Source organism: Streptomyces sp. NPDC001507, assembly GCF_042894765.1.
Lineage (GTDB): Bacteria > Actinomycetota > Actinomycetes > Streptomycetales > Streptomycetaceae > Streptomyces.
Genome location: NZ_JBIAVV010000002.1, coordinates 70,154 through 96,072, shown reverse-complemented (window position 1 = coordinate 96,072; position 25,919 = coordinate 70,154). Strand labels below are relative to the sequence as shown.

The 25,919-nt window shown below is 73.3% G+C and carries 16 protein-coding genes; 10 read left to right on the top strand and 6 right to left on the bottom strand.

What is annotated here, in order from left to right:
- Positions 1-3 precede the first annotated feature (3 nt).
- The 4 genes from fxsBH (at position 4) to fxsT (ending at position 8,280) form a co-directional block, all read left to right on the top strand.
- Positions 4-2,154, top strand: coding sequence for a radical SAM/SPASM protein FxsBH, inactivated beta-hydroxylase extension form (fxsBH, locus tag ACFY0K_RS06610; RefSeq protein WP_390638921.1), 2,151 nt, complete (start codon positions 4-6; stop codon positions 2,152-2,154).
- On the top strand, positions 2,151-2,939 hold the full coding sequence (locus tag ACFY0K_RS06605; protein WP_390638920.1) for an aminoglycoside N(3)-acetyltransferase: 789 nt from the start codon (positions 2,151-2,153) through the stop codon (positions 2,937-2,939). Before fxsBH ends, ACFY0K_RS06605 begins: the two co-directional genes overlap by 4 nt.
- Positions 2,940-3,064: 125 nt before the next feature.
- Positions 3,065-4,354, top strand: a complete 1,290-nt coding sequence (locus ACFY0K_RS06600) for a TIR-like protein FxsC (RefSeq protein WP_390638919.1) — start codon at positions 3,065-3,067, stop codon at positions 4,352-4,354.
- Positions 4,351-8,280 (top strand): FxSxx-COOH system tetratricopeptide repeat protein, encoded by a 3,930-nt coding sequence (gene fxsT, locus ACFY0K_RS06595; protein WP_390638918.1) that lies wholly within the window; start codon positions 4,351-4,353, stop codon positions 8,278-8,280. The genes ACFY0K_RS06600 and fxsT overlap by 4 nt, the downstream gene beginning before the upstream one ends.
- A 37-nt stretch (positions 8,281-8,317) precedes the next feature.
- Here fxsT and ACFY0K_RS06590 read toward each other — a convergent pair whose 3' ends face one another.
- A complete protein-coding gene (locus ACFY0K_RS06590; RefSeq protein WP_352353450.1) occupies positions 8,318-9,196 on the bottom strand; it encodes an alpha/beta hydrolase in 879 nt (292 codons plus the stop codon).
- Positions 9,197-9,632: 436 nt separating this feature from the next.
- Between ACFY0K_RS06590 and ACFY0K_RS06585 the strand changes: the two genes are divergently transcribed.
- Positions 9,633-11,369 (top strand): dolichyl-phosphate-mannose--protein mannosyltransferase, encoded by a 1,737-nt coding sequence (locus tag ACFY0K_RS06585; RefSeq protein ID WP_390638917.1) that lies wholly within the window; start codon positions 9,633-9,635, stop codon positions 11,367-11,369.
- Positions 11,370-11,412: 43 nt separating this feature from the next.
- Here the strand turns inward: ACFY0K_RS06585 and ACFY0K_RS06580 are convergent, their stop codons facing one another.
- Together ACFY0K_RS06580 and ACFY0K_RS06575 are read right to left on the bottom strand one after the other, a co-directional pair.
- Complete coding sequence (locus ACFY0K_RS06580) at positions 11,413-12,030, bottom strand: DJ-1/PfpI family protein (RefSeq protein ID WP_390639447.1); 618 nt, start codon at positions 12,028-12,030, stop codon at positions 11,413-11,415.
- A gap of 59 nt (positions 12,031-12,089) precedes the next feature.
- The gene (locus tag ACFY0K_RS06575) at positions 12,090-13,409 is read right to left on the bottom strand and encodes an alpha/beta hydrolase (protein ID WP_390638916.1); all 1,320 of its coding nucleotides are present in this window, start codon (positions 13,407-13,409) and stop codon (positions 12,090-12,092) included.
- A 196-nt stretch (positions 13,410-13,605) separates the two neighbouring features.
- Here ACFY0K_RS06575 and ACFY0K_RS06570 point away from each other — a divergent pair, with 196 nt between their 5' ends.
- Both ACFY0K_RS06570 and ACFY0K_RS06565 read left to right on the top strand, forming a co-directional pair.
- Positions 13,606-16,791: an AAA family ATPase gene (locus ACFY0K_RS06570; protein WP_390638915.1), complete on the top strand. Its 3,186-nt coding sequence runs from the start codon at positions 13,606-13,608 to the stop codon at positions 16,789-16,791.
- A gap of 134 nt (positions 16,792-16,925) precedes the next feature.
- Positions 16,926-18,551, top strand: coding sequence for a protease pro-enzyme activation domain-containing protein (locus tag ACFY0K_RS06565; RefSeq protein ID WP_390638914.1), 1,626 nt, complete (start codon positions 16,926-16,928; stop codon positions 18,549-18,551).
- A 73-nt stretch (positions 18,552-18,624) separates the two neighbouring features.
- On the opposite strand, the gene ACFY0K_RS06560 is transcribed toward ACFY0K_RS06565, so the two are convergent.
- Together ACFY0K_RS06560 and ACFY0K_RS06555 are read right to left on the bottom strand one after the other, a co-directional pair.
- Positions 18,625-19,425, bottom strand: coding sequence for a hypothetical protein (locus tag ACFY0K_RS06560; protein WP_390638913.1), 801 nt, complete (start codon positions 19,423-19,425; stop codon positions 18,625-18,627).
- Positions 19,426-19,568: 143 nt separating this feature from the next.
- A complete protein-coding gene (locus ACFY0K_RS06555) occupies positions 19,569-21,455 on the bottom strand; it encodes a hypothetical protein (protein WP_390638912.1) in 1,887 nt (628 codons plus the stop codon).
- A gap of 337 nt (positions 21,456-21,792) precedes the next feature.
- Between ACFY0K_RS06555 and ACFY0K_RS06550 the strand changes: the two genes are divergently transcribed.
- The 3 genes from ACFY0K_RS06550 to ACFY0K_RS06540 are packed head-to-tail and all read left to right on the top strand — an operon-like array spanning position 21,793 to position 24,719.
- Positions 21,793-23,490: a GH25 family lysozyme gene (locus tag ACFY0K_RS06550; protein WP_390638911.1), complete on the top strand. Its 1,698-nt coding sequence runs from the start codon at positions 21,793-21,795 to the stop codon at positions 23,488-23,490.
- A 26-nt stretch (positions 23,491-23,516) separates the two neighbouring features.
- Positions 23,517-23,942 (top strand): hypothetical protein, encoded by a 426-nt coding sequence (locus tag ACFY0K_RS06545; RefSeq protein WP_352353468.1) that lies wholly within the window; start codon positions 23,517-23,519, stop codon positions 23,940-23,942.
- A gap of 27 nt (positions 23,943-23,969) precedes the next feature.
- The gene (locus ACFY0K_RS06540) at positions 23,970-24,719 is read left to right on the top strand and encodes a D-Ala-D-Ala carboxypeptidase family metallohydrolase (protein WP_351954880.1); all 750 of its coding nucleotides are present in this window, start codon (positions 23,970-23,972) and stop codon (positions 24,717-24,719) included.
- Between the two features lie 79 nt (positions 24,720-24,798).
- On the opposite strand, the gene ACFY0K_RS06535 is transcribed toward ACFY0K_RS06540, so the two are convergent.
- Entirely contained in the window at positions 24,799-25,878 is a 1,080-nt protein-coding gene (locus ACFY0K_RS06535) for a helix-turn-helix domain-containing protein (RefSeq protein ID WP_390638910.1), read from the bottom strand.
- Positions 25,879-25,919 lie beyond the last annotated feature (41 nt).

The window sequence follows — 25,919 nt, the reverse complement described above, 5'->3', positions numbered from 1 at the left end:
CCAGTGACGAGCCAGTCGCCCGACGCCCCACCTCTGAGACAGCTGGTCCTCAAGATCCACAGCAGGTGTGATCTGCTCTGCGACCACTGTTACGTGTATCAGCACGCCGACCAGAGCTGGCGGTCCCGCCCGACCTTCATCCGCCCGGAGACGGTGCGCGCCGTCGCCGCCCGACTGGCCGAATACGCCGGGTCCCGGGCCCTGGAATCCGTCTCGGTGATCCTGCACGGCGGCGAACCGCTGCTGGTCGGTCCGGCCCGGCTGCGCGACATCTGCGCGGAACTCACCCGCGCCCTCGCCCCACTGACCGCGCTCGACCTGCGCATGCACACCAACGCGGTCACCCTGAACCGGCGGCACCTGGACGTCTGCCGGGAGTTCGGGGTCCGGGTCAGCGTGTCGCTCGACGGCGACCGCGCGGCCAACGACCGGCACCGGCTCGACCGCAGGGGCCGCAGCAGCTACGACCGCGTGGTCCGCGGCATCCGGCTGCTCCAGGAGCCCGAGTACCGACACCTGTTCAGCGGAGTGCTGTGCACGGTGGACGTGGCGAACGACCCGGTCGCCGTGCACGACGCCCTCACCGAGCTGGCCCCGCCGCGGATCGACTACCTGCTTCCGCACTCCACCTGGGACAGCCCCCCGCCCAACCCGGCCGGCACCACCACCCCGTACGCCGACTGGCTGCTCGCGGTCTTCGACCGCTGGGAGCAGCAGGGCCGCCCGATGCCGGTGCGGACCTTCGACTCGGTGCTGAGCACGCTGCGCGGCGGGCCGCCCCTGACCGAGGCGCTGGGGCTGGCGCCCAGCGACCTCGCCGTGATCGAGACGGACGGGGACTTCGAGCAGGCCGACTGGCTGAAGTCCGCCTACGCCGGCGCCCCGGAGACGGGGTACGACGTCTTCCGGCACGGTTTCGCCGAGTTCGCCGCGCACCCCGGTGTGCAGGCCCGGCAGCGGGGGGTGGACGGACTCGGCGACACCTGCCGCGGCTGTCCGGTGGTGCGGTCCTGCGGCGGCGGCCTGTACGGGCACCGGTACCGCTCGGGGAACGGCTTCGACAACCCCAGTGTCTTCTGCGGTGACCTCCGCTCCCTGATCGAGGGCATCGCCGACCGGGTGACCGACCGCGCGTTCTCCCCCGCGGTCCTGGGCTCGGACCGGCTCTCGTGGGCCCAGTTGGAACTGGACCGGGTGCTGCTGCGCCGGGCACAGCAGCACCTGGCGTCCGAGCCGGACTGGGCGGACGCCTGGCGGCTGCTGCTGGCCCTGGACGCCGACGCCGCCACCGCGCCGCACCTGGACGAGGTGCTGGCGCACCCCTATGTGCGCACCAGCCTCCAGCGCTCCCTGCGCGGCCCCGCCGACACGGCCCGGTTCATGTCCCTGGCCGCCGCCGCGGCCCTGCGGGCAGGAGTACCGGCCACGCTCTCCTGGGACCAGCCCACCACCCGGCTGCACCTGCCGACCTGGGGCACCTACCGCCTCGACGCCCCCGGCCGCATCGAGGTCACCGTGACACCGGACGCCTTCCGGGTACGCGAGAACCGGGGGTCCGGCGCAGGCTGGGTACGCCTCGACGGGGTCCCCGTCTCCACGCACTGGCGCCCCGTGGACCGGCTGCCGGTCCAGGACGGTCCACTGGTCGACGACGCCGACCCCTACCGCGACTGCTACCCCGTCCCCGTCGCCCCGTCCCTGGAGTGCGGCGAGTTCGCCGAACGGATGGCGCGCGCCTACGAGCTGCTGGCCAAGGACCCCCCGGACCGGCCCTGCGCGCCGGAGGCGTTCCGCCCCACCGTCCTCACCCCGCTGACGGCGGGCAGCGGTCTGGCACTGGGCAGCCACGGGTTCGGGGCGCTGGGCGTGGCGGTCGACGTGACCCCCGAGGAGTTCGCGCGGGAACTTCCCCGCATCGGCCGCCGGGCCCGCCTCACCGCGCTGCGCGAGACGGCCGACCTGCACCGGCCCGGCAGCCCCGCCGGCGTTCTGCTGGACCGGGCGGACGACGGGCTGGGGCAGGGGGCGCACGAGGAGGCGGCACGCGCGCTCACCGCGCTCACCCTGCTGCCCGAGTCCGAACTGACGGCGACCGGGGCCGTGCTGGTGGCCCGCATGTGGTCGCAGTGGTCGAGCGTCTGCGAGGGATCATGACCGGGACGGCACAGACGTCGGCAGCTGAACTGGGCGGCCTGCTGCGCTCGTTGGGCGTCCGGCGGGGCGGGGTGCTGATGGTGCACGCCTCGCTGGGCGGCACCGGGGTCGCCCCGGAGCGGGTCCGGGACGGACTGCTCGCCGCACTCGGTCCCGGGGGCACCCTGATCGTGCCCGCGTTCACGCCCGAGAACTCCGACACCTCCCGCGCCTACCGGCAGGCCGTCGCGGGCCTGGACGAGGCCGAGGCGGCCGCGTACCGCGAGGCGATGCCGCCGTTCGAACCGGACGCCACCGGGTGCCCGACCATGGGGGCGCTCGCCGAGTGCGTGCGGTCGACGCCCGGCGCGGTGCGCAGCGCACATCCGCAGACCTCCTTCGCCGGACTCGGACCCGCGGCAGGCAGGTTGCTGCGCCGGCATGCGCTGCGCAGCCACCTGGGCAGGCTCTCCCCGATGGCGAGGCTGTACGCCGCCGACGCCCAGATCCTGCTGCTGCGGGTCGGGTTCGAGGTGTGCAGCGCGTTCCACTACGCCGAGTACCTGATGCGGCCCAGGCCGCCCCGGCGTACGTACCGGTGCGTGGTGGGCGACAAGGGGAACTGGGTCGAGTACCGGGATCTCGCCCTGGACGACAGCGACTTCGGGAAGATCGGCTCGCGGCTGCCGCGCCGCATGCTCACCGAGGCCGAGTGGGCGTCGCGGGCGGTCGTGCTCTGCGCCATGCGGGACGTGGTGGGCCACGCCAAGGGGCAGATGTCTGGATATCGACGACCTTTGGCCTGAAAGCAGTGAACCGGAAGCGGGGTCCGTCGGGCACATTGTTGAGTCCGGCGGAGGCACGCACCGTCGACGGGGGCGGTCCCGTGGCTTGCCGACGGGCAGGGGGACGTGCGGACATGGGGGAACGCGTGCAGGATCGGGCTCCGGACAACCGGCCCTATTTCTTCCTGTCGTACGCCCACACCCCGCAGTGGGGCCCGGACAGCGGGGACCCGGACCACTGGGTGCGCGTCCTGTTCAACGACCTGTGCAATCACATCGTGGCGCTCACCGACCTGCCCGCGGGGTCCCCGCCCGGCTTCATGGACCGGGAGATGCGGTCCGGGGAGGGCTGGCCGGAGAAACTGAGTGAGAACCTCGCCGTCTGCCGGGTGTTCGTACCGCTGTTCTCGCCGCGCTACTTCTCCAGCGAGATGTGCGGCCGCGAGTGGTACGCGTTCCACGAGCGGATGCTGAACGCCAGGACCACCGGAACGGCCACCGCCTCGGCCATCGTGCCCGCCCTGTGGACCCGCGTCGATCTGCGTGAACTCCCGGACTCCGTACGCCACATGCACATCGAGAGCACGTCGTCGGGCGGGCGGTACCTCAACAACGGGATCTACGGCCTGATCAAGCTCAGCAGGCTGCGCGACGAGTACGACGAGACCGTGTTCGGCCTCGCCGAACGCATCGTGCAGGCGGCCCGCGAGGCCCGGCTGCCGCCCGGCCGCCCCCGGGACTACGAGAGCACGCCGAGCGCCTTCAAACCGCGTGGCACCGGCCCCCGGCACATCCGGCTGACCGTGGCCGCCCCCACCGAGGACTCCGTCCCGCAGCACCGCGACGCCCGGCCGTACGGCGACGACGCGCTGGACTGGAACCCGTACCACACCGAGTCGACACGCGCGCTGTCCACGCACGCCGAGGAACTGATCCGCTCGCTGGACTACCGGGTGACGGTCGCCGCCTTCGACGACGAGAGCCCCGCCGAGGAGTCACGCGGGTCCGGCGAGCGGCAGCCCGGCATCCTGCTGGTGGACCAGTGGGCGCTGAGCGACGAGGAACGCCGGCGCAGACTGAAGACGTTCGACGCGTACGCCCGCCCGTGGGTGAGCGCGATCGTGCCGCGCTGCCGGGCCGACCTGCAGAACCACGGCCAGGAGGGGCGGCGGCTCGCGGAGGAGCTGGAGCGGGTGATGCCGACCATCCTGGAGCGGGCCCGGCGCAGCGACACCCGGATCGCCGTCAACGGCGTCCCCACGCTCAAGTCGTTCACCAGGGTGCTGCCCGAGGTCGTGGCCTACACGACCCGGCAGTTCCTGAAGAACGCCGAGGTCCGACTGCCACCGGGCCCACACTTCCCCAGACCCCGTCTGGCGGACCCCTACCCGCCGTCCGGCCCGGACGCGGGAGACGAACCCGGAGGAGAGGCATGACGGCCGCAAGGGACGGACGCATCATCACCTTCTACTCGTACAAGGGCGGCACCGGACGGACGATGGCGCTGGCCAACACGGCGTGGATCCTCGCCGCCAACGGCAAACGCGTCCTGGCCGTGGACTGGGACCTGGAGGCCCCGGGGCTGGATCGCTTCTTCCACCCGTTCCTGGACCCCAACGTGCTCACCGCCACCGGCGGCGTCCTCAACATCCTCCAGGACTACGCCTGGGCGGCGACCGACGGAATCAGCCGCACGGGATCCTGGCACCTGCAGTTCGCGGACGTGGAACAGCACGCCGTCTCGCTCTCCCCCGAACGGCAGGGGCTCGCCTTCGAGGACGGCGGCTCGCTCGACTTCCTCTCCGCGGGCCGCCAGTTCCGGGCCTACTCGGGCACGGCCTCCTCCCTGGAGTGGGACAACTTCTACGACCGCCTCAACGGCGGCATGTTCCTGGAGGCGCTGCGCGACAGCATGAAGGAGTCGTACGACTACGTACTGATCGACTCGCGCACCGGTCTGTCGGACACCGCGGACATCTGCACCCTCCAGATGCCCGACGTCCTCGTGGACTGCTTCACCCTCAGCGACCAGTCCATCGACGGCGCCGCCGAGGTCGCGCACAGCGTCGGCGACGACCACCGCAAGCGCCGGATCCGGGTGCTGCCCGTGCCGATGCGCGTCGACGACGGCGAGAAGGACAAGGTCGAGGCGGGCCGCGCGGTGGCCCGGATGAAGTTCGCCGGGCTGCCGAAGGGACCGGACGGGGAGCGGCTGAGCGCCGACGAGGTCACCGCCTACTGGGGCAGCGTCGAAATACCGTACAAGCCGTACTACGCCTACGAGGAGACCCTCGCCGTCGTCGGGGACAAGAAGGGCGACCCCAAGTCGCTGCTGGCCGCCTTCGAACGGCTCGCCGCGGCCGTGACCGACGACGAGGTCACCACGCTGCCGCAGATCCCGGAACCCGCGCGGCTGCGCAGCCGGGACGCCTTCATCCGGCGCCGGCCGCAGGCCAACGGGGCGCGGGTGGCCGTCGTGTACGCGGCCGAGAACCGGATGTGGGCCGACTGGATCGAGTCGCTGCTGAAGCGCGCGGGCTGCACCGTCACGCTGCGCGACGTGGCCGCCGGCCCGCTCGACAGCCCCGTCCCCGGCACCCGCGTCCTGCTCCTGTGGTCCAGGGCGCTGTACGGATCCCGGCACACGGGGAGTCTGCCGAGCCCGTCCATCAGCGGTGACGGGCTGCCCGTACCGCTGATATCGGTACGGGTGGACGAGGTCCAGCCGCCGGACTCGTACCGGCACCAGGCCGACCTCGTCGAACTCCACGGGCTCGACGAAGGAGGCTGCGAGGGCGCGCTGCTCGGCGCGCTCGAACTGCCCGGCCAGTTGCCCAAGGGCGGGCCGGCGGCGCCCCGGTTCCCCGGCCACGTACCGGACCACTGGAACGTGCCACAGCGCAACAGCACCTTCACCGGCCGGGGTTACATCCTCGAAAAGGTGCGGGAGCAGCTGCGCAGCGGCATGACCGCCGTACTGCCGCAGCAGCAGGCGCTGTTCGGAATGGGCGGGGTCGGCAAGACGCAGATCGCGCTGGAGTACGTGCACCGGTTCAGCGCCGACTACGACCTGGTGTGGTGGGTGCCGTCCGAGAACATCGACAACGTGGTGTCCACGCTCGCCGAACTCGGCTCCCGGATCGGCGCGCCCGGCGGCGAGGACATGGCGCTGGCCAGCAAGGAAACCGTCCGCATGCTCTCCCGGGGCAACCCGACCAAGCGGTGGATCCTCGTCTTCGACAACGCCGACGACCCGGACGACCTCGCCGGGTACATGCCCACCACGGGCGGCGGGCACATCCTCGTCACCTCGCGGAACCAGGCGTGGTCGGACAAGGGCGAGACGCTGCCGGTCGACGTCTTCCAGCGGCAGGAGAGCGTCGAGCACCTGTCCCGGCGCGCCCCGGGCCTCTCCCCCGCGGAGGCCGACCAGGTCGCGGACGCCGTGGGCGACCTGCCGCTCGCGGTGGAGCAGGCCGGGGCCTGGCTGGCCGAGACCGCCATGCCGACGGCCGAGTACCTGCGCCGCCTCAGCGCGGAGACGGCCGCGGTGATGGGGCTCAACCAGCCCGCCGACTACCCCGACACGGTGGCCGCCACCTGGAACATCTCCATCCGGCGGCTGAAGGAACGCTCGCCCGCCTCGGTCCGGCTGCTGCAGCTGTGCGCGTTCCTCGCCGCCGAGCCGATCTCCTCCGAACTGCTCTACGACAGCAACGAGATGGTCACCGCCCTCGGCCTGACGGAGAGCCTGCTGATCGGCCAGCTGGTGCGGGAGATCAGCCAGCTCGCCCTCGCCAAGGTCGACCAGATCTCCCGCTCGATCCAGGTGCACCGACTCGTGCAGGCGGTGATCCGCTCCCAGATGTCGGAACAGGAGCGGCGCATCGCCCGGCACGCGGTGCACAAGATCCTCAGAGGCGCCCGCCCCAAGGGCGACGAACCCACCGACAACCGCGAGAACTGGCCGCAGTTCGACATCATCTGGCCCCATCTGACCGCCTCCGACATCCGCAACTGCACCGAGTCCGAGCCGCGCAGGCTGCTCGTCGACCGCGTCCGCTACCTGTGGAAGCGCGGTGAGTTCCCGCGGGCGCAGCGCCTCGCCGAGGAACTCCTCGACCACTGGAAGGAGCCCCTCGGCGAGGACGACGAGCAGTACCTGTACCTGCGCTGCCAGCTCGCCAACGTGCTGCGCTCCCAGGGGCTGTACGTCGAGGCACGGGAGCTGGACGACGACGTGCTGCAGCGGCAGCGCCGGCTGCTCGGCAACCGGCACCCGCACACCTTCATCACCACCTCCGGCCTCTCCAGCGACCTCGCGGCACTCGGCGAGTACACCAAGGCCGTGGAGCTGGCGAAGGAGGCGCACGAGGGCTTCAGCGAACTCTTCTACGAGGCCCACCCGCGCACCCTGAACGCGGCCAACAACCTCGCCCTGGCCCTGCGCATGGTCGGCAGGTACCGGGACGCCCGGCAGATCGACGACGTCACCTTCGCCCGCCGCACGAAGGTCCACGGCGCCGATCACATCTACACCCTCTCGTCCGCCGAGAACCTGGGCCGCGACCTGCGCGAGGTCGGCGAGTACACGGCGTCGGTGGCCGTGCTGTCCCAGGCGTACGACCAGCACAAGCGCGTGCTCGGCAAGGAGTTCCCCGGCACCCTGCGGTGCGCGAAGTCGCTCGCGGTGTCGCTGCGCAGGGCGGGCCAGCTGGAGGACGCCCGGCGGCTGACCTCCGCGACCCTGGAGCAGTACCGGGCGCAGTACACGGTCTCCACCCCGGACCTCCTCGCCTGCGAACTGAACCACGCCGCGGACCTGTTCGCGGCCGAGGACCGGGAGCAGGCGCGCGACGTCGCCCAGAAGGTGCTCGCCGAGTACGTGAAGAAGCCGGGCGAGGCCCACCCCTACACCCAGGCCGCGATGAACAACCTCGGCGTCTTCCACTGGGGCTGCGGCGACAGCGAGCAGGCCGAGGACGTGTTCCTGAAGGTGCTCGCCCGCATGACCGACGTACTCGGCGCCCACCACCCGCACACCCAGTTCTGCTCCGCCAACTACGCGATCGTGCTCGCCGAGACCGGGCGGCCGGAGGAGGCCTGGGAGCGGGAGCAGCGCAGCGCCGACGCGCTCCGTGCCGACCTCGGAGCCCAGCATCCCGAGGCTCTCGCCGTCGTCAGCAACAGCGCCCTGACCCTGACCGCCCTCGGCCGCCTGGACGAGGCCCGCGCGCTGCGTGACGAGGCGGTCAGGGACCTGAAGGGGCTGCGCCGGCAACTCGGCGAGAACAACGGCATCACCCGTTTCGCGCTGGAGGAACGCAGGGTGTACCGGGACCTGGAGCCGCTCGCCGTGTGACCGCACGCGGCGGACGGCGCGCTGGGATCCCGCACCGTCAGCCCTTCGGCGTCCCCGCCAGCAGCCAGTCCAGTACGTCGGGCAGCGCGCGCAGCGACGCGAAGTGGGCCGCCTTCGGCTCGAGGACGGCCTTGGCGCGCGGAATGCGGGCGGCCAGCCAGGAGAAGTGGGAGGCGGGCGAGAACACGTCCTTCGCACCGGCCCACAGCAGCACCGGCACCCCGATCTGCGCCGGGTCGAAACCCCATGGGCTGGTCAGCGCGAACGCGTCGTCGATCCAGCCGTACGGCGAGGTGCGCAGCGCCTCGTGGTAGGTGCGCAGCAGCATGGACCGGATGCTGGTGTCGGAGACGATCAGCCGGTCCTCCTCGGTCAGATCGGCCCGCAGGTCCTCCAGCATCCGCGCCGGATTGCTGCGGATGACGGCCGAGCGCGGGATGAGCCGGGCCGCGTACCGCTCCGGGTCGGTGAAGGCGGTGTGGAACTCCTGGACGTTGAACGGTGCCATCCCGGCGAACCAGTCGAGCCCCTCGGCGTCCCGCGGCGCGAGCCCCACCAGGGCGGCCGCCCGGGTCACCCGGCCCGGCAGCAGCGCCGCACAGGCGAGGGCGTGCGGTCCGCCCCCGGAGCGGCCGGCCACCGCGAACCGGCCCAGCCCGAGGGCGTCGGCCACGGCCGCCACGTCCTCGACGACGTCCACGACCCGCCGCCCGGGGCGGCGGTCCGAGCCGCCGTAGCCCGGCCGGTCAAAGCTGATGAGGCGGGCGCCGCGCTGGTACAGGAACATCGGCCGGGGCCGCGGCCCCACCCGGCTGCCCGGCATGCCGTGCAGCAGGAACACCGGCCGCCCGCGGGGATCCCCCGACACCTCCACCCGCAGCCGCCGCCCGCCCGTCGTCCGCACCAGATCCGGCACGCCCGTGTCCCCCCTCCCGCGGCCATGGCCGGGGCCACGCCGCCCGACGACTGCCCACGAAGGGACGCGGGGAACTGCGCGACCGGCCACGACGGCGCCGCAGACGGCCGACACCACCCCGCGGCGCCCCCAGCGAAGCGCTCAGTACGGCAGGATGCGCCCGGAAGGCGTCCTGCGGTCGATCTCCTGCCCGCGGGGAGCGGGCCGACGAACAACGCGTACGCGGATCCGACCGTCCATGACGCCCTCCTCTTGCCGAGCCTGACCGGTACCTGCTGTCCGGTAGGAGGGCTCTGCCCCGCACATGACCGGTCCAAGCCTTGCGCGGGGCAGGAAAGTTGGCAGACCCCCGCCGTGGACGCCCAGCCGACGCCACAGCCGTGACGACGCCACAGCCGCTTCGCGGCCCGGTGCGGGGACGGCCTAAGGTCGTCCGGTGACGAACAGCAGCGCGACGCGTTCCCACGACCTCGACGGCATACGCCCGGCGCCGAAGTCCCCGGTGTGGCCGGACCGGCTGCGCCGGTTCGGTTACGCCGGGGCCCCGCGCGCGGACGCGCACGTCGGTGTCCGGGAACGCCTGGTCCCGCCCTTCCCCGAGCCCCCCACCCGGCTCTGGCGGCTCCTGGGCCTCGGCCCGGCCCGGGCGCGGCGGCTCGCGCGGGCGACGGAGTGGCTGGGCCCGCTGCTCGTCGCCGCCCTGGCCGGCGTCCTGCGCTTCTGGCACCTCGGCCGGCCGCGGGACCTGATCTTCGACGAGACGTACTACGCCAAGGACGCCTGGGCGCTGCTGCACCTCGGTTACGAGGGCACCTGGCCGGACCGCAAGATCGCCGACCCGCAGATCCTGGCGCACCCCCAGGTGATCTCGCTCTCCGACACCGGTTCCTTCGTCGCGCACCCGCCGACCGGCAAGTGGGTGATCTCCGTCGGCGAGTGGCTGTTCGGCCTCGACCCGGTCGGCTGGCGGTTCATGACGGCGGCCCTCGGCACCCTGTCGGTGTTCATGCTGTGCCGCATCGGCCGCCGCCTGTTCCGTTCGACGTTCCTGGGCTGTCTCGCCGGGGCGCTGCTGGCGATCGACGGCCTGCACCTGGTGATGAGCCGCACCGCGCTGCTCGACCTCGTCGTCATGTTCTTCGTGCTGGCGGCGTTCGGCTGCCTGCTGATCGACCGGGACCGGTCCCGGGCCCGGCTGGCGGCGGCCCTGCCGGCCGACGCGGAGGGCCGGGTGCGCCCGGACGCGGACACCGGCGACCGCGCCGGGACGGGCCGCCGGCCCTGGCGCCTCGCGGCCGGCGTCCTCCTGGGCCTGGCAGCCTCGACGAAGTGGAACGGCCTGTACGTCCTGGTCTTCTTCGTGGTCCTGACGCTGCTGTGGGACGTCGGCGCCCGCCGCGTCGCCGGGGCCCGCCACCCGTACCGGGCGGTCCTGCGCCGGGACCTCGGCCGGTCGGTCCTCTCCCTCGTCCCGACCGCGCTCCTGACGTACCTGCTGTCCTGGACCGGCTGGTTCCTGTCCGACGACGGCTGGGGCCGGCACTGGGCGGACGGCCGGGGCGGCACCTGGTCGTGGATACCGGCACCGCTGCGCAGCTTCTGGCACTACGAGTACCTCGTCTACCAGTTCAACGTGAACCTGCACACGCCGCACAAGTACCAGTCGAACCCGTGGAGCTGGCTGGTCCTCGGCCGTCCCGTGCTGTTCGCCTACGACTCCCCGCAGCCGGGCCAGGACGGCTGCTCCACCGCGGCCGCCTGCTCCCGCACGGTCCTCGCCCTGGGCACCCCCATGCTGTGGTGGTCGGCCTGCCTCGCTCTCGCCTACCTGCTCTACCGGTGGGCGCTGCGCCGCGACTGGCGGGCCGGCGCGATCCTCTGCGCGGTGGCGGCCGGTTACCTCCCCTGGTTCCTCTACCAGGACCGCACGGTCTTCTCCTTCTACGCCGTGGTCTTCGTGCCGTACCTGTGCCTGGCCGTGGCGATGACGGTCGGAGCCCTGCTCGGGCCGCCGGGCGCGTCGGAGCGGCGACGGCTGCGGGGCGCGGTGGCCGCGGGGGTGCTGGTGCTTCTCATCGCCTGGAACTTCGTCTACTTCTACCCGGTCTACACCGGGCAGACGATTCCCTACAGCGGCTGGCAGTCCAGGATGTGGCTCGACACCTGGATCTGAGCGCCGCGCGGATCCGCCGGTCAGCCGGTGCCGCGGCCGCCGCTCAGCGCGGTGCCGCGGCCGCCGTCTCGCCGGTGCGGACGGCGCGCAGGACCCGCTCGACGGTCTCCTGCTTCTCCCCGACGGGTGCCGTGTAGCCGATGACCTCGCGCACGGCCTCGTCGCCGAGGGTCCGGGAGATCACCCAGGCGCCGAGGTACTGGGAGGCCATGCAGCCGCCGGCCGTGGCGATGTTCCCCTCGCTGTGGAACGGCGCGTCCAGCACGGTGACCCCGCGGGCCTCGACCCAGGGCCGGCTGACGGTGTCGGTGCACGCGGGCCGGCCGTCCAGCAGGCCGAGCCGGGCCAGCACGAGCGCGCCGGAGCACTGTGCGCCGATCAGCTGGCGGGCGGGGTCGAGCGGCAGCCGGGAGACCAGCCGGTCGTCGGCGACCACGTCCCGGGCCCGCACCCCGCTGCCGACCAGCACGACGTCGGCCTCGGCGACGAACTCCAGCGGCCGCTGCCCGGTCACCTCGACGCCGTTCATGGACGTGACGACCGGGGCGGGCGTCGTGATGAACGCCTCCAGCCCCTGCTTGCGGCACCGGTTGACCAGCGCGGCCGCGATGAAGGAGTCCAGCTCGTTGAACCCGTCGAAGGTGACCACGGCTACCTGCATCGCCACTCCCCACTCCCCTGGTCCGGCACCGGCCGTCCACTCTACGGGAAGTGCGCCGGTCAGCGGTGTGCCGTGGCCGTGGGCGCCGGGCCCTCCGCGCGCAGCGAGCGGTGGCCGTGGCCGGGCACGGGGGTGGGGCTCGCAGTGGGCTTGCCCGCCGCCTCGGTCACCGGCTTCTTCGGGTGGTGCAGGGGCACGACGTCCTGCGGGAAGGTCAGCTGCTGGTTCATCCACTTCAGGGCGGCGGGCATCTCCCGCACCCAGGTGGGGAAGTTGTGACTGCCGTTCTCGGGGAGGATGGAGACGACCCGCATGGGTGCCTTGACGGCCTTGATGAAGGCCTGGGTCTCGGCGTAGCCCTTCTCGCCGTGCTTGCTGGTGGCGACCAGGACCGAGACCTGGGGCGCGGGCAGGTGCTTCAGCCGCCACATCAGGTCGTGGCCGTCGATCCGGGCCTGGCGGCCGGGACCGCTGCCGAAGAGGTCGCCGGTGGTGGGGTCGTCCTTGACCCGGTAGTCGGGCGACAGGGCGGCGGCCGCGGTGTAGACGCCGGGGTCGCGCATGGCGAGCTGGAGGGCGCAACTGGCACCGGAGGAGTACCCCATGACGCCCCAGGAGCTCGCGTCGTGGCCGGCCCGGTAGACGGACTTGATCGCGTCCGGGAGGTCCTTGGCCAGGAACGTCTCGGTCTGCGGCCCGCCGGGGACGTCCACGCACTCGGTGTCGCGCGGCGGCGCGATGGTGGGCCGGATCATCACCATGATCGTCGGCTGCATCTGTCCCCTGCGCTCGAGTTCACCGGCCGTCTGCGAGACCCGCAGGTGCTGGGCGAGGTTGTAGATGCTGCCCGGGTAGCCGCTGAGCGCGACGACCACCGGGAACCGCATCCGGTGGTACGCCTTCTGGAAGTACTGCGGCGGAAGGTAGACGAAGGCCGGGTCGACCACGCCGGTGCGCCGGCCGATGATCTTCACGGACTCCACCCGGCCGACGGCCGCGGCGGGCCCGGCGGGCAGCCCGCTGACCCTGCTCAACTGCTGGTCCCCGGCGGGCTGTACGAGAGACGCCCCGTGGACGCTGCTTATGCCGTTCACCGAGCCGCCGCCGTTCCCGCCGGCCGCCTGGGTCACGCCGACCGGGGCGGTGTCGACGTTGCCCAGCAGTTCGTTCCAGGAACCGAAGAACTGGTACGACGAGTTCACCGCGCAGGCGAACGCCGCGACGATCGTCACCTGTGTCACCGCGACGGCCCCGAGCCGACCCAGCACCTGCCACAGCCCCGTCTTGGCGAGCCGCGGCCACAGCCAGACCAGCAGCGCCACACACAGGGCGGCCAGCGCCGCCAGCGCGTATACGGTCGTTCGACTGGTCAAACCCATGTCATTCAGTCCCTGTTTTCCCTGCCCGTGTTTCGTTGCTTCCGCACAGGAGGAGGGCGGAAGAGCCTTCCGCGTTCCGTAACGAGGGATTCAGGAAGAAGACATGACCTGTTGGACCATGTCGGGCAAGGGGCGCGCCGCCGCGAGGTGACGAACGTCATTGACACACCCGATCACCCGGGGTTGTCATGAACACATGCAACTGACCGGGCGCCGAGCGCTTCTCGACGCCGCCCGGGTCCAGGCGGCGGCCCGCCCCGGACTGCTCCTCCACGGTCCCGCCGGCATCGGCAAGTCCGCGCTCGTGGCGGCCCTCGCGGCGGACCCGGCCGCCGGAACCGTCCTGCACTGCTCGCCCGCCGAGGCGGACGCCCGGCTGCCCTTCGCCGGGCTGGTCGACCTGTTCGCGCGGGTCCCGGAGAGCCGGCTGCAGAACCTGCCGCCGGAGCCACGGGCGGCGCTGCGGTCGGCCCTGCTGCGCGGCGGGGGTCCCGCGGACGTCCGCGGCCTGCTCGCCGTGCGGGTCGCCGTCCTCGACGCGCTGCGTGCCCTGGCGGCCGACGGCCCCGTCCTGCTGGTCGTCGACGGCCTGCAGTGGCTCGACGAACCGACCGCCGAGGTCCTCGCCCACGTCGTACGACGGCTCGCCGACCCGGGGATACGGATGCTCGCCGCCGAGCGGGTGCCGGACGGCGGCCGGCCCGAGCGGCTGCGCTGCTGCCCGCCGGGCACCGTCGAACTCCCGGTACCGCCCCTGACCGACGGCGAGACCGCCCACCTGGTGCGCACCGGCTTCGGCGCCGACCTGCCCCCGGCGCTGCTCCGGGCGGTCCAGCGAACCGCCGCCGGAAACCCGTACTACGCACTGGAGTTGGGGCGCGCCGCCCGGCACGCCCCGGCGCCCGCCGGGTTCGGCGCGCTGCCGCCGGTGCCCCCGGGGCTGCGCGCCCACCTGCTGGAGCGGGCGCGTGTGCTGCCGGAGCCGGTGCGGCGCACCCTCCTCGTCGCGAGCGCCGCGGCCCGCCCCAGTCTCACCCTGCTGCGGGCGGCCGGGTTCCCGGACCCGGCCGCCGGCCTCGCGCAGGCGGAGCGGCTCGGCATCGCGACCGCCGACGCCGACGGGGTCGTACTTTTCCGCCATCCCGTGCTGCGGGCCGCCGTGCACGCCGACGCCTCCGAGCAGGAGCGGCGGCAGGCGCACGCGCTGCTGGCCCGCGCGGTGCCCGAACCGGTGGAGCGGGCCCGCCATCTCGCGCTCGCCCATCCCTACGAGGACGAGGACACGGCCCGCACCCTGATGGCGGCGGCCGGTTCCGCGCGCCACGACGGCGCCTCCGGCACCGCCTTCGAACTGGCCGCCCTCGCCGCCCGCCGCACCCCGTCCGCCGATCCGGCGGAACGTGCCGAACGGCTGCTGGCCGCCGCCGAGTACGCCTGCGACGCCGGGCGCACCGAGGAGGCGGGCGAGGCCGCCGGGGCCGTGCTCACCCGGTCCGGCTCGGCGGCGCAGCGGGTGCGGGCCCGGCTGGTCCTGCTGCAATGCGCGGGGCAGGCACTGGAGGGCACCGAGGACCTGATCGCGGACGGCCTGCGGGACGCGGCCGGCGATCCGCACTCCGAGGCCCGGCTGCACCACTGGGCCGCCGTGCGGGGCCTGTTGTGCGGGGAGCTGACGGAGGCGGCCGAGCACGCCCGGCAGGCGGCCGCGACCGGCGACACCGGCACCAGGATCGACGCCCTCGCCACCCTCGCCCGGGTACGGTCCCTGGCCGGTGACCCGATCGCCGCCGACACAGCCCTGACAGAGGCACTGACCTTGCTTTCAGCGCCCCACAGGGGCACGGAGCCCTGCCCGACACGCGGCTGCCGCCCCACGAGCGCGACCACCCACGACGAAGCCACACCCGAAGCCCACCCCCGCCCGGCAGCCCCCCACAGGGGCACGGAGCCCTGCCCGACACGCGGCTGCCGCCCCACGAGCGCGACCACCCACGACGAAGCCGCACCCGAAGCCCACCCCCGCCCGGGAGCGCCCCACAGGGGCGCGGGGAACTGCGCGACCTGCCACGACGGCGCCGCAGCCGAAGTCCATCCGAGCCCGGCAGCCCCCCACAGGGGCGCGGCGCCAGATGTCCCGGCGCTCCCGGCGGAGCGTTCCCGCGGTCCGGAGAGCCGGCGGCTGATCCGCATGCGGGCGATCCTCGCCCTGGACTCCGACCGGGTGACCGAGGCCCGCGACCAGGTCGTCCCGCTGCTCGCCGCGGCCGGGGAGCCGGCCGGGGCCGAGGACACCGTCGCGACCCTGGTGGCGCTGACCCGCATCCAGGTGCGCGCCGGGCACTGCCGGGAGGCGCTGCGCACCGCGGCCCGCTGCTCGCGCGCCCTGACCGACGCGGCTCCGGCGCTGTACGCGGCGGCCCTCGCCGCGACCGCGGGCGGCACCCCCGAGGAGGCCCGCCGGCTGGCCGCACGGGCGGTCCGCGCCTCCGAGGCCGACGGCGACCGGCTGTTCCTGCTGCGCGCCCTCGCCGTCCTCGGGCAGGCCGAACTGCTCGGCGGCGATCCGCACGGCGCGGCGGCCGCCGTCGAGGCGCTGCAACGCGTCCGGGAACTCGGCGAGGCGATGTGCGCCGCCGACCCGCCGCTGCTGCACTGGTACGGCGACCTGGCCGAGGCCCTGGTCGTGCTCGGCGAGACGGAGGAGGCCGGGGCGGTGCTCCACGACGCCCGCGCGCGGGTGCCGGACGGGGCGCCCGGCAGTGTCCTGGCGGCGCTGGAACGGGCGGAGGGGCTGCGCGAGGCGGGGCTCGGCCGGGCCCGGGAGGGCGCGGTACGGCTGCGTGCCGCCGTCGACCTGCTGCGCCCGCTGCCGCTCCCGGTCGAGCTGGTGCGCACCCTGATCGCGCTCGGCGCGGTCGAGCGCCGCGCCCGCCGCCGGAACGCGGCCCGCCAGGCGCTCGCCGAGGCGCTGGAGACGGCGACCCGGATCGGCGCGGCCCCGCTCGCGGTCCGGGCCAGGGACGAACTGGCCCGGCTGGCCGCCGGGGAGCGCGGCGCCGAGGCGGGCGCGGCCGGGCCCGACCTCACGCCCACGGAGGCGCGGATCGCCGAACTGGTCGGCGGCGGGGCGACCAACAGGGAGGTCGCCGCCGAGCTGTTCATCAGCGTCAAGACGGTCGAGGGGACGCTGTCCCGGGTCTACCGCAAGGTCGGCGTCCGCTCCCGCACCGCGCTGGCGCACGCGATGGCCGTCGCCGTCATCGCCTCGGGCGCGGCCGTGGACACCGCCGAGGACGACCAACCCAGCCCCGCGGCCCAGACAGTGACGGTCAGTCAGGGCGCCCGGGCCCGGCTCCCCCGCCCGCTCGACACACGCCGTTGACATGACACCGGCCGTTAACACGTGACGCAAGGGTTCCCCCGCTTACGGGGGTGGGGCCGCAGTTCCTACGGTGATCCCGTTCCGCTTCCGGAACACTCCCCACCCCCCACTCTCCACTCTCCGGAGGAACCTCGGTGAAGTCACGCCTGAAACTGCTCGGTCTGGTCGCCGCGCCGGCGCTGATCACGGCGGTCGTTCCCGCCGCCTACGCGGCCGACGCCCCGCACACCGCCCGTGCCGCCGTCGCCGGGGACGTGCTGCCCGGCCTGAAGCACGACGCGTCCCGCACCGGCAACGTCAGCTCGGGCAAGCGCATATCGGTGGCGATCAGCCTGACGCCCAGAGGCGGCAGCGCCCTCGACACCTTCATCGCCAAGGTCAGCGACCCGCACTCGGCCGCCTACGGCCACTACCTGACGAAGGGCCAGTTCGCCGCCCGCTTCGGCCGGACCGACGCCGAGGTCAAGAAGCTGAAGGACTACCTGCGTGCGCAGGGCGTCACCGTCGGCAAGGTGCACTCCGGCAACCTGCTCGTCGACGCCAGCGGCACCGCCGCCCAGCTGCAGAAGGCGTTCGGCACCCGGCTGTCGACCTGGAAGGACTCGGCTACGGGCCGCTCCTTCTACGCCAACGACAGCGCGCCGACGCTCCCGTCCTCCCTCGCCGCCATCGTCAGCGACGTGGCCGGCCTCAACAACCGCGTCCGGCTGCACCACCAGGCGACCCCGCACACCGTCTCCCCGCACAACGGCCCCGGCGGCGGCTACACCCCGGCCCAGCTCAAGGGCGGCTACAACGTCTCCGGCACGTACACCGGCAGCGGCCAGAAGATCGCGCTCCTGGAGTTCGACGGCTTCCAGCAGTCCAACATCACCAAGTACGACACCAACTACAGCCTGGGCTCGCCCACCCCGACCGTGTCCAAGGTCGACGGCGGTTCCGGTGCGCTCGGCGACGGCCAGGTCGAGGTCGAGCTGGACATCGAGGTCCTGCACGCGATCGCCCCCAAGGCGAACGTGACGGTCTTCGAGGGCCCCAACTCGGACGCCGGCGAGGTCGACACGTACCAGGCCATCGTCGACAGCGGCATTCCGACCACCTCGATCAGCTGGGGCGCGGCCGAGTCCGCCCGCACCACCTCCAACATCAACGCGGTGGACGCGGTCTTCAAGGCGGGCGCCGCCGAGGGCCTCGGCTTCTACGCGGCCTCCGGTGACAGCGGCTCCGACGACGCGGGCGACGGCGGCACCTCCGTCGACTACCCGGCCAGCGACCCGTACGTGACCGGCGTCGGCGGCACCAAGCTGACCGTGACCTCCGCCAACGCCTTCAGCAAGGAGGTGGCCTGGTCGGGCGGCGGTGGCGGCAAGTCCTCCGTCTTCAAGATCCCGAGCTGGCAGACGGCCGTCCAGAAGAGCGCGGGCGGCGGCTACCGCCAGGTCCCGGACGTCTCGGCGCACGCCAACCCGAGCCCCGGCGTCTCCATCTACTCGCAGGGCTCCTGGTCCTCGGTCGGCGGCACCAGCGCCGCGGCCCCCGAGTGGGCGGCGTTCGCGGCCCTCTACAACCAGCAGGCCGCGGCGGCCGGCAAGGCCGACCTCGGCTTCGCCAACCCCGCCCTCTACGCGGCGAGCGGCACCGGCTTCCACGACATCACCAGCGGCAGCAACGGCGCCTACTCCGCGGCCACCGGCTGGGACTTCACCACCGGCTGGGGCTCGTACAACGCCTCGACGCTGGCGACGAAGCTGCTCGGCTGACCCACCCGCCGAACCGGCGAACCGCCCCCGCGTGGACCGGGACCACTCCCGGCCCGCGCGGGGGCGGCCGTGCTCACCTGACGTCGACGAAGTCGCCGGCCGCGGTGGCCGGGCCGGTGGTGGCGGTGCCGGCGAAGACGAACCGGAAGTAGCCGTCGGCCACGGCCCTGGTGGTGGTCCTCAGCGCTCCGGCGCCGCCGCTGGTGACGGTCTTCAGGGTGGTGTAGGTGCTGCTGCCCTTCTTGCGGAACTGCAGCCCGACCGCCTGCCCCTGGTAGCCGGTGTAGCTGCCGCTCTCCCAGTTCGCGCGACCGAGCTTGCCGGTGACGGTGATGGTCCTGCCCTTCTTCACCGGCTCGGGCGAGGCGTTCACGGTCACCCTGGCAAGCCGCTTGACCCGGGCCGTGCCCGCGGCGTCGATCTCGGTCCAGTCGTCGGTGTTGTCCTGGGCCCCGGCGAGGACCTTCCAGGTGCCGGCCAGGCCGTTGTGGTCGAGGTCCCGCGCGGCGTCCACGGCGAAGCTCACCTTGCAGGCGGAGGTGGTGGGGTCGGTGGCCGACACCGTGCAGGTACCCGGCGGCGGGTAGAGCGGCAGGATGCCGTCGGCGTCGTCGGTGTTCGGGCCGTGCCACAGGTAGGCCCAGGAGGCGGCGACGCCGTCCGGGTCGGTCGCCGTCCAGGTGATGCTGACGGTCTTCCTGGTGGTGAGGCCGAGGACGATGTCCTTGCCACCGTCGACGACGACGTGCGAGAACACGGTGTCGCTCGACGCGGCCCGGTCCGCCGCCAGGGCGGATGTCGGGGCCGCCGGCGCGGCAAGGGCGGAAAGGGCGGTGGCGAGGGACACGGCGGCGACGGCCGGACGGATGCGCATGGAATCCCCTCTCGGGATCGACGGGCCGCCGCCTGCGGACGGCGGGTCCTGATGCTGCGTCACACCGGCTGAACAGGTGGGGGACTGTCACGGTTGCCCTGTGGTTCCCACCGTGTTCACGGTGACCGGCCCAGGCGCCCGGATCAGGATCTGCGCAGGACCCGGTTGGCCCCCGCCACGACCGTGGACGCGAGCACCCAGCCCACGCTGACCAGAGCGACCACCACCCACTGCAGGGCGCCGTGGGAGCTGTACGACCGCTCCTGCCCGAAGTCGGCCACCGGAAGCAGCAGGTCGAGGGTGTACACGGCCGGCTGGAAGTCCGGGGGCGTGCCGTCGCCGTAGGGCAGCGGCGGCCAGGCCGCGAACAGCACGGTGCCGACGGTGAAGCAGACGGCGAGCAGCAGCACCGCGCGCAGCGGCCGGTACCCGTAGCCGACGGTGAGGTCCTGCAGCAGGCTCCAGATCCGGGCGGGCCAAGCCAGGGTGGCCCGCCTGCGGCGCTGTTTGGCGAGCAGGACGAGACGGGCGTCGGCGTCCCGGCCGTGGCGCCGGTAGCTGGCGGCCAGCTGCTCGTAGGGCTGCGGTGCGAAGCCGGCCGGGTCACGGTCGAGCCAGGTCAGCCGGCGGTGCCCGGGCAGCGCGGGCTTGGTGCTGTCGTAGGCGAGGCCCTCCAGGACCAGCGAGCGGGGCCAGCCGGCCGGGTCGTCGCGGAGCACGCCGACCCGGGTGTGGCTGAGGTCGACGATGCCGCGCGGTGCCTCACGGGGCTTCAGCGTCAGCTCGGCGGCCGCGGACCGCCGGCAGATCAGGGCCCGCTCCCCCGCCGGGACGTCCAGCAGGGCGTTCTCGAAACAGAGCCTGGCCCGTACGGTGATGCTGCTGAGGGAGATCCGGCCGTGCGCGGTCAGCCCGTCGCAGCAGTTGAACTCCGCGCCCACCTCTATGCCGTTGGCCCGCAGGGCGGCGGCCCCGGCGCGGCCGGTCAGCTCGGCGCCCTCGAAGAGGGCCGAGCCGCCGACCCGCGCGTCGCAGAGGTCCACGGTGCCCTCGGAGACGAAGCCGTCCCGGCAGTCGAGGTCGCCGCCGACGTGCAGCCGGTGGGCCCTGAGGGCGGTGCCGGCCGGATGGCGCAGCCGGGCCCGCCGCAGCACGACGCTGCCCCGCACCGAGGTGTCCCGCATGTCGACGCTGCCCCGCACGGCGAGTCCCGAGCCGGCCTGTATGTCGCCGCCGACCGACGCGCAGAGCAGCTGCAGGGCGGGGTCGGCGTCCTGGGCGTCGGGGCCGGTCAGGGTGGCGTCCTCCAGGTGCAGCGAACCGCCGATCGAGGCGCCGTAGAGGTTGATCCCCCCGTCGCCGGAGAACCCACGGTCGAGGTAGAGGCCGCCGCCCACGGTCAGTTCGGGAGCCTGGAGGCAGGCCCCCGCGCCCTGGAGCCGGGCGCCGCGGAAGCCGAGGGTGTCCTGCACCCGGGAGCTCATCAGCCGGACCGGCCCGGTGCACACGAGGCCGGTCGCCGAGAGGTGTTCCCCGACGGCGATCGACCGCGCGTCGACGGCCGCCGTGCCGTCGGGCGCGTGCACGGTCGAGCGGTCGAGCAGCAGATGCGTACCGACGGTCAGGGAGCGGAGGTTGAGGGTGCCGTCGAGGGTGCAGCCCACGAACTCGCACTCCTGGCCGATCCGCGCCCCGGCCGCACTCAGCCCCGGCAGGGCGCAGTCCTTCAACTGGAGCACCCCGAACTGCCCGCCGTCGAAGCAGGGCACCTCGTCGAAGCGGCAGGAGTCGAGTCGTATCGCGCCCTGGACGGCCGCCTCGGCCAGATCCAGGGTGCCGGTGATCCGGGCGCCGCGGAGCCGCAGCCGGGCCAGCCGCCCGGGCACCGGGCGCGGCGCGGCGACGAGCAGCCACCGCAGGACCTCGGCCCGCGCCTCCGGCACGTCCTCGCACCACTCGCCCCGCCGGTACGCCTCCCACAGCCGCCGCTCGTGCGCCTCCCAGCCGTCCGGCGGGCCGTCGTCCGACACCCTGTGCTCCCCCTTCACACCAGTCGCCGCGAGCGGCCGCGAAACACGACCTTGCTACCCGACCGGCGGGGAGATCACGCCTGCCGACCGCGGTCACGGTCACCCCCGTTGGGGGCGTCGGCCCTCCCCCGCGGCGGACCCGGTGCGAGGCGCCGGCTCGGCCCCCCTCCGGCACGTGTCCCACGCGCGTCCCAGCGGCCGTCCGTCCCCGCAGGTCAGCGGCGGGTGAGCGTCCCGGCGTCCCGATCCGGGGCGAGGGGCTCCGGCCCGCGGGACCGCCGCTGCCAGCATGACCGGGCCGGGGGCTCCCGGCCAACTCACATGAGGGGGAACACAGATGGGACGGAGGACGCTACTGCGGGGTCTGACCCTCGCCGTGGCAGCGGTCCTGCCCCTGTACGGACCCACGGCGGTGCACGCGGCCCAGTCCGCGACCACCGCCACCGCCACGGCCGCCGCCACCGCGGTCGCGGTCTGCGGGCACACCGGCGAACAACCCACGCTGCGGCAGGGATCGACGGGGGACCCGACGGTCGAGGCCCAGTGCGAACTCGATCTGGCGACGAAGCCGAGCCGGTACACGCCGATCGCGGCGGACGGCTCGTTCGGCCCGGCGACGGAGACGCGGGTCAAGGAGTTCCAGGCGTGTGCCGGGCTGGGCGTGGACGGCGTGCTCGGCCCGCAGACCTGGGCGGCGCTCAACACCTGGGCCGCCGCACCGCACACCTGCGCCACCCAGGGCACCTCGGCCACGGCGCAGGCGGCCGTGTGCGGTCACACCGACACGCGCCCGACCCTGCGCAAGGGCGCGAACGGCGTCGAGGTCAAGGAGCTGCAGTGCCGGCTCAACCTGGCCATGGAGCCGTTCCACTACCCGCCGCTGACGATCGACGGCGACTTCGGGGGCGGCACCGAGGGCCGGGTCGTCGAGCTCCAGCACTGCGCGGGCCTCAGCGCCGACGGCGTCGTGGGCCCCAACACCTGGGCGAAGCTGGCCGACTGGTCCGGCCGTAACACGTACTGCACGCCACCGCGCCCGGCCGGCTACCCGGTCGACGGCCTGGACACGGCCAAGTACCAGCACCCGGGCGGCGCGCCGATCGACTGGAAGGCCGTTCGGGCCTCGGGCGTCGAGTTCGCGACGATCAAGGCCACCCGCGGCCTGAACGTCACCGACGAGTACCTCGCCACCGACCTGCCGGCGGCCAGGGCGGCGGGACTCGCCGTCGCGCCCTACCACTTCTACACGGGCACCGCGGCCGACACGGGCGGCGCACAGGCCGACCGGTTCATCGCCGCGGTGCGGGCGACCGGCTACACCGGGCAGCGCGCGGGCGACCTGCCGCCGGTGTTCGACCTGGAGCGCATGGACGACGGCACCGGACGCTGTCCCACCTACGGCACGGTGGCCGACGCCAAGGCCTGGCTCGACAAGGTGGAGGCGGCCTTCGGCCGCACCCCGGTCATCTACACGCAGAAGTCCTTCCTGGACGACTGCTTCGGTTCGACCACCGCCTTCGCCCGGTATCCGCTGCAACTCGCGGACTACCGCCAGTCGATCACCCAGCCGCCGCTGCCGAACGGCTCGACGACCTGGACGATGTGGCAGTACACCGACGCCGCGCTGTTCCCGGGCGTCAAGGCCCCGGCGACCGCCGACGTGTTCAACGGCACCCAGGCCGACCTGGACCGGCTGGCCAACCGGAGCGGTACCGCGACGGCGTCCGTCTCCGCCGCGGCCGCCACGACCTGCTACGGCGGGGCGGTGACGGTGCGCTACGGGGACGTCGTCGACTTCGGTCCCTACTGGACGACCAGCCGCTGCACCGACATCAACATGCGGGTCACCGGCGGAACCGCGGACTACGTGAACGCCTGCGTGAAGTTCGCGAAGACCGGCGTCTGCAACCGCTGGACCAAGGTCGGCCGCAGCTGGACGACCATCGCCACCGACGTGCTCGACGGCACCAAGTTCACCGTCCCCAACGGCGTGCCCCTGGAGGGCGACGACGCCGTCATGCAGATCGCCTTCTGACCCCCGCCGCCCGTACGGAGACCACCATGACCCGCAACAGAACGCTCGCCTCGGCCCTGTGCACCGCGGCCGCCCTGCTGGGCCTGGGCGCCGTGCCCGCCTCGGCCCAGACCCCGGTCGCCTCGGCCGCCGCCACCAGTTGCTACGGCGGCGCGAAGACCCTGACGTACCACTACCAGTCGGCCGCCAAGGAGTACGGCACCTACACCACGTCCTCGCGGTGCAACGACATCAACCTGCGGCTCATCACGGACGAGCCGGGCGTGTACCTGGACGCTTGCGTGGTCTTCGTCGACCACACCACCAAGTGCAACAACGATGACGCGTACACCACGCACGGTACCGAGTGGGGAACCGTCGCCACCGACGTCAAGGACGGCACCCACTTCGTCCTGCGCGTGCACGCCTACGACATCGACGCGCAGAACGTGACGTTCCAGATCGCCTACTGACCGCCTCGCACGCTCGAAAGGACGACCATGACCTTCTCCTCCCGTCCCCTGGACCGCCGCACCATGCTGCGCGGCACGCTGGCCGCCGGCGCCGGCATAGCCTTCGGCCAGCTGCTGTTCTCGGGCACCGCGCAGGCCTACTCCTGGTCGCGCACCCTGACCCAGGGCGCCACCGGTGCCGACGTGACCGAACTGCAGATCCGGGTCGCGGGCTGGGCGGCGGACAGCGCCAGCCACAGCCGGGTGAGCATCGACGGGGACTTCGGCCCCGGCACGGCCGCCGCCGTACGCCGGTTCCAGGCGGCGTACGGTCTCAGCGCCGACGCCGAGGTCGGCCCCAACACCCAGGCGAAGCTCAACTCGCTGGAGCAGTCGGACGGTTCCACGCTCCACTTCAACTGGAGCGAGTTCGTGAACCAGTCGGACGGCACCTTCAACGGCGGCAAGCTGAGCGCCTCCCAGGTGAAGGAGAACGTCCGCCGCTGCATGTACAAGCTGGAGGCGCTGCGCAAGAAGCTGGGCGACAAGCCGATCACCGTCAACTCCGGCTTCCGCAGCATCGCGCACAACGCCGAGATCGGCGGGGCGAGCGACAGCATGCACCTGTACGGGACGGCGGCCGACCTGGACGTGCCCGGGGTGGCCACCAAGACCGTCTACCAGAAGGCGGAGACCTGCGGGTTCTCCGGTCTTGAGACGTACACCGTCGACCACCAGCACGTGGACAGCAGGGCCGACCTCGGCCGTGACTGGTGGTGGGAGGACGGCACGGTCTGACGCCGCTCTCGGGGGAGTGGAGCTCCGGGTACCGCCGCTTCGGTACCCGGAGCTCCGGGCTTCGGCCCGCCGGCGTGCCCTACGGCGTGCTCTTCGGTGTGCTGCTGGGGGTGCCGCTGGGCGTGCTCTTGAGCGCCGCCTCGCAGGAGGGCCAGTCGTGGAAGTCGTGCCGGACGCTCCACAGCCGGTGGGCCGCCCTGATGTTCCAGTCCGGGTCGAACGCCCGCAGCGGGGTGCCGTCGAGGTCCCGCAGCCGGGCGTCGGAGATCTGGAACACGCCCCAGTTGCGGCTGCCGTTGGTGTTCGGCAGCACGTACAGCGGGTCGAGGAACGACGCGCAGCGGGCGACGGCCACGGCGGTGCCGGGATCCTCGGTGAACACCTCACGGATCCGCTTCGCCACCCGGTCCTGCGGCCAGGTCGTCATGCTCACCCGCTGCGCGTAGAGAGCCTTCTTGGTGGCGTCGTCGACCACGTTGGTGGCCGGCAGCCCCGCCAGCACCTGGAACGCGGTCACCCTGCGCAGGGTCTCCGGCCCGAAGTCGCCGTCGACGGCGAGCTTGCCCTTCGCCCGCGCCAGCAGGGTCTGCACCTCGCGCACGCAGGCGTCGTGCTGCCCCATGCTCACGGTCTTGCAGGCCGGGGAGTCCAGCACCCTGTCACCGGACGCCGACGCGGCACCGTCGGGAGCGCTGCCGGGCAGCCACACGAAGCCGGCCACCAGCACCACCACGACCGCGGCGGCCAGGACCGCGGCCCGCGGGGACAGCTTGTCGGGCACCCGGAACCGCCGCGTCCGCCCGGTCTCCGGCACGGTGACGTCCTCCGGCGGGGTGATGTCCTCCGGTACGGCAACGTCCTTCGGTACGGCAGCATCCTCCGGTACGGCAGCCGCGGGCGCCGGCGCGTCCCGGTCGGTGTCCGCCAGCGCCCACAGCCGGTGGAGTTCGCGTAGTTCCTCCGCGTCGGCGCCGCACACCTTGGCGAAGGCGTGCACCACGCGGTAGTCCACCGGCACGCTGAGACCGGAGCAGTACCGGTGCAGACTGGAACCGCTGACGCCCGCATCCTTGCCGAGGCGGTCGTATCCCCGGCCGCTGCGGTCCTTCAGCATCCGAAGACGGGCGGCGAACTTCTCGGTATGCGGAGAGGCAACCACGCGTCCCCCGTTGCTCAGGCCTCTACTGACGGGTAGAAGCT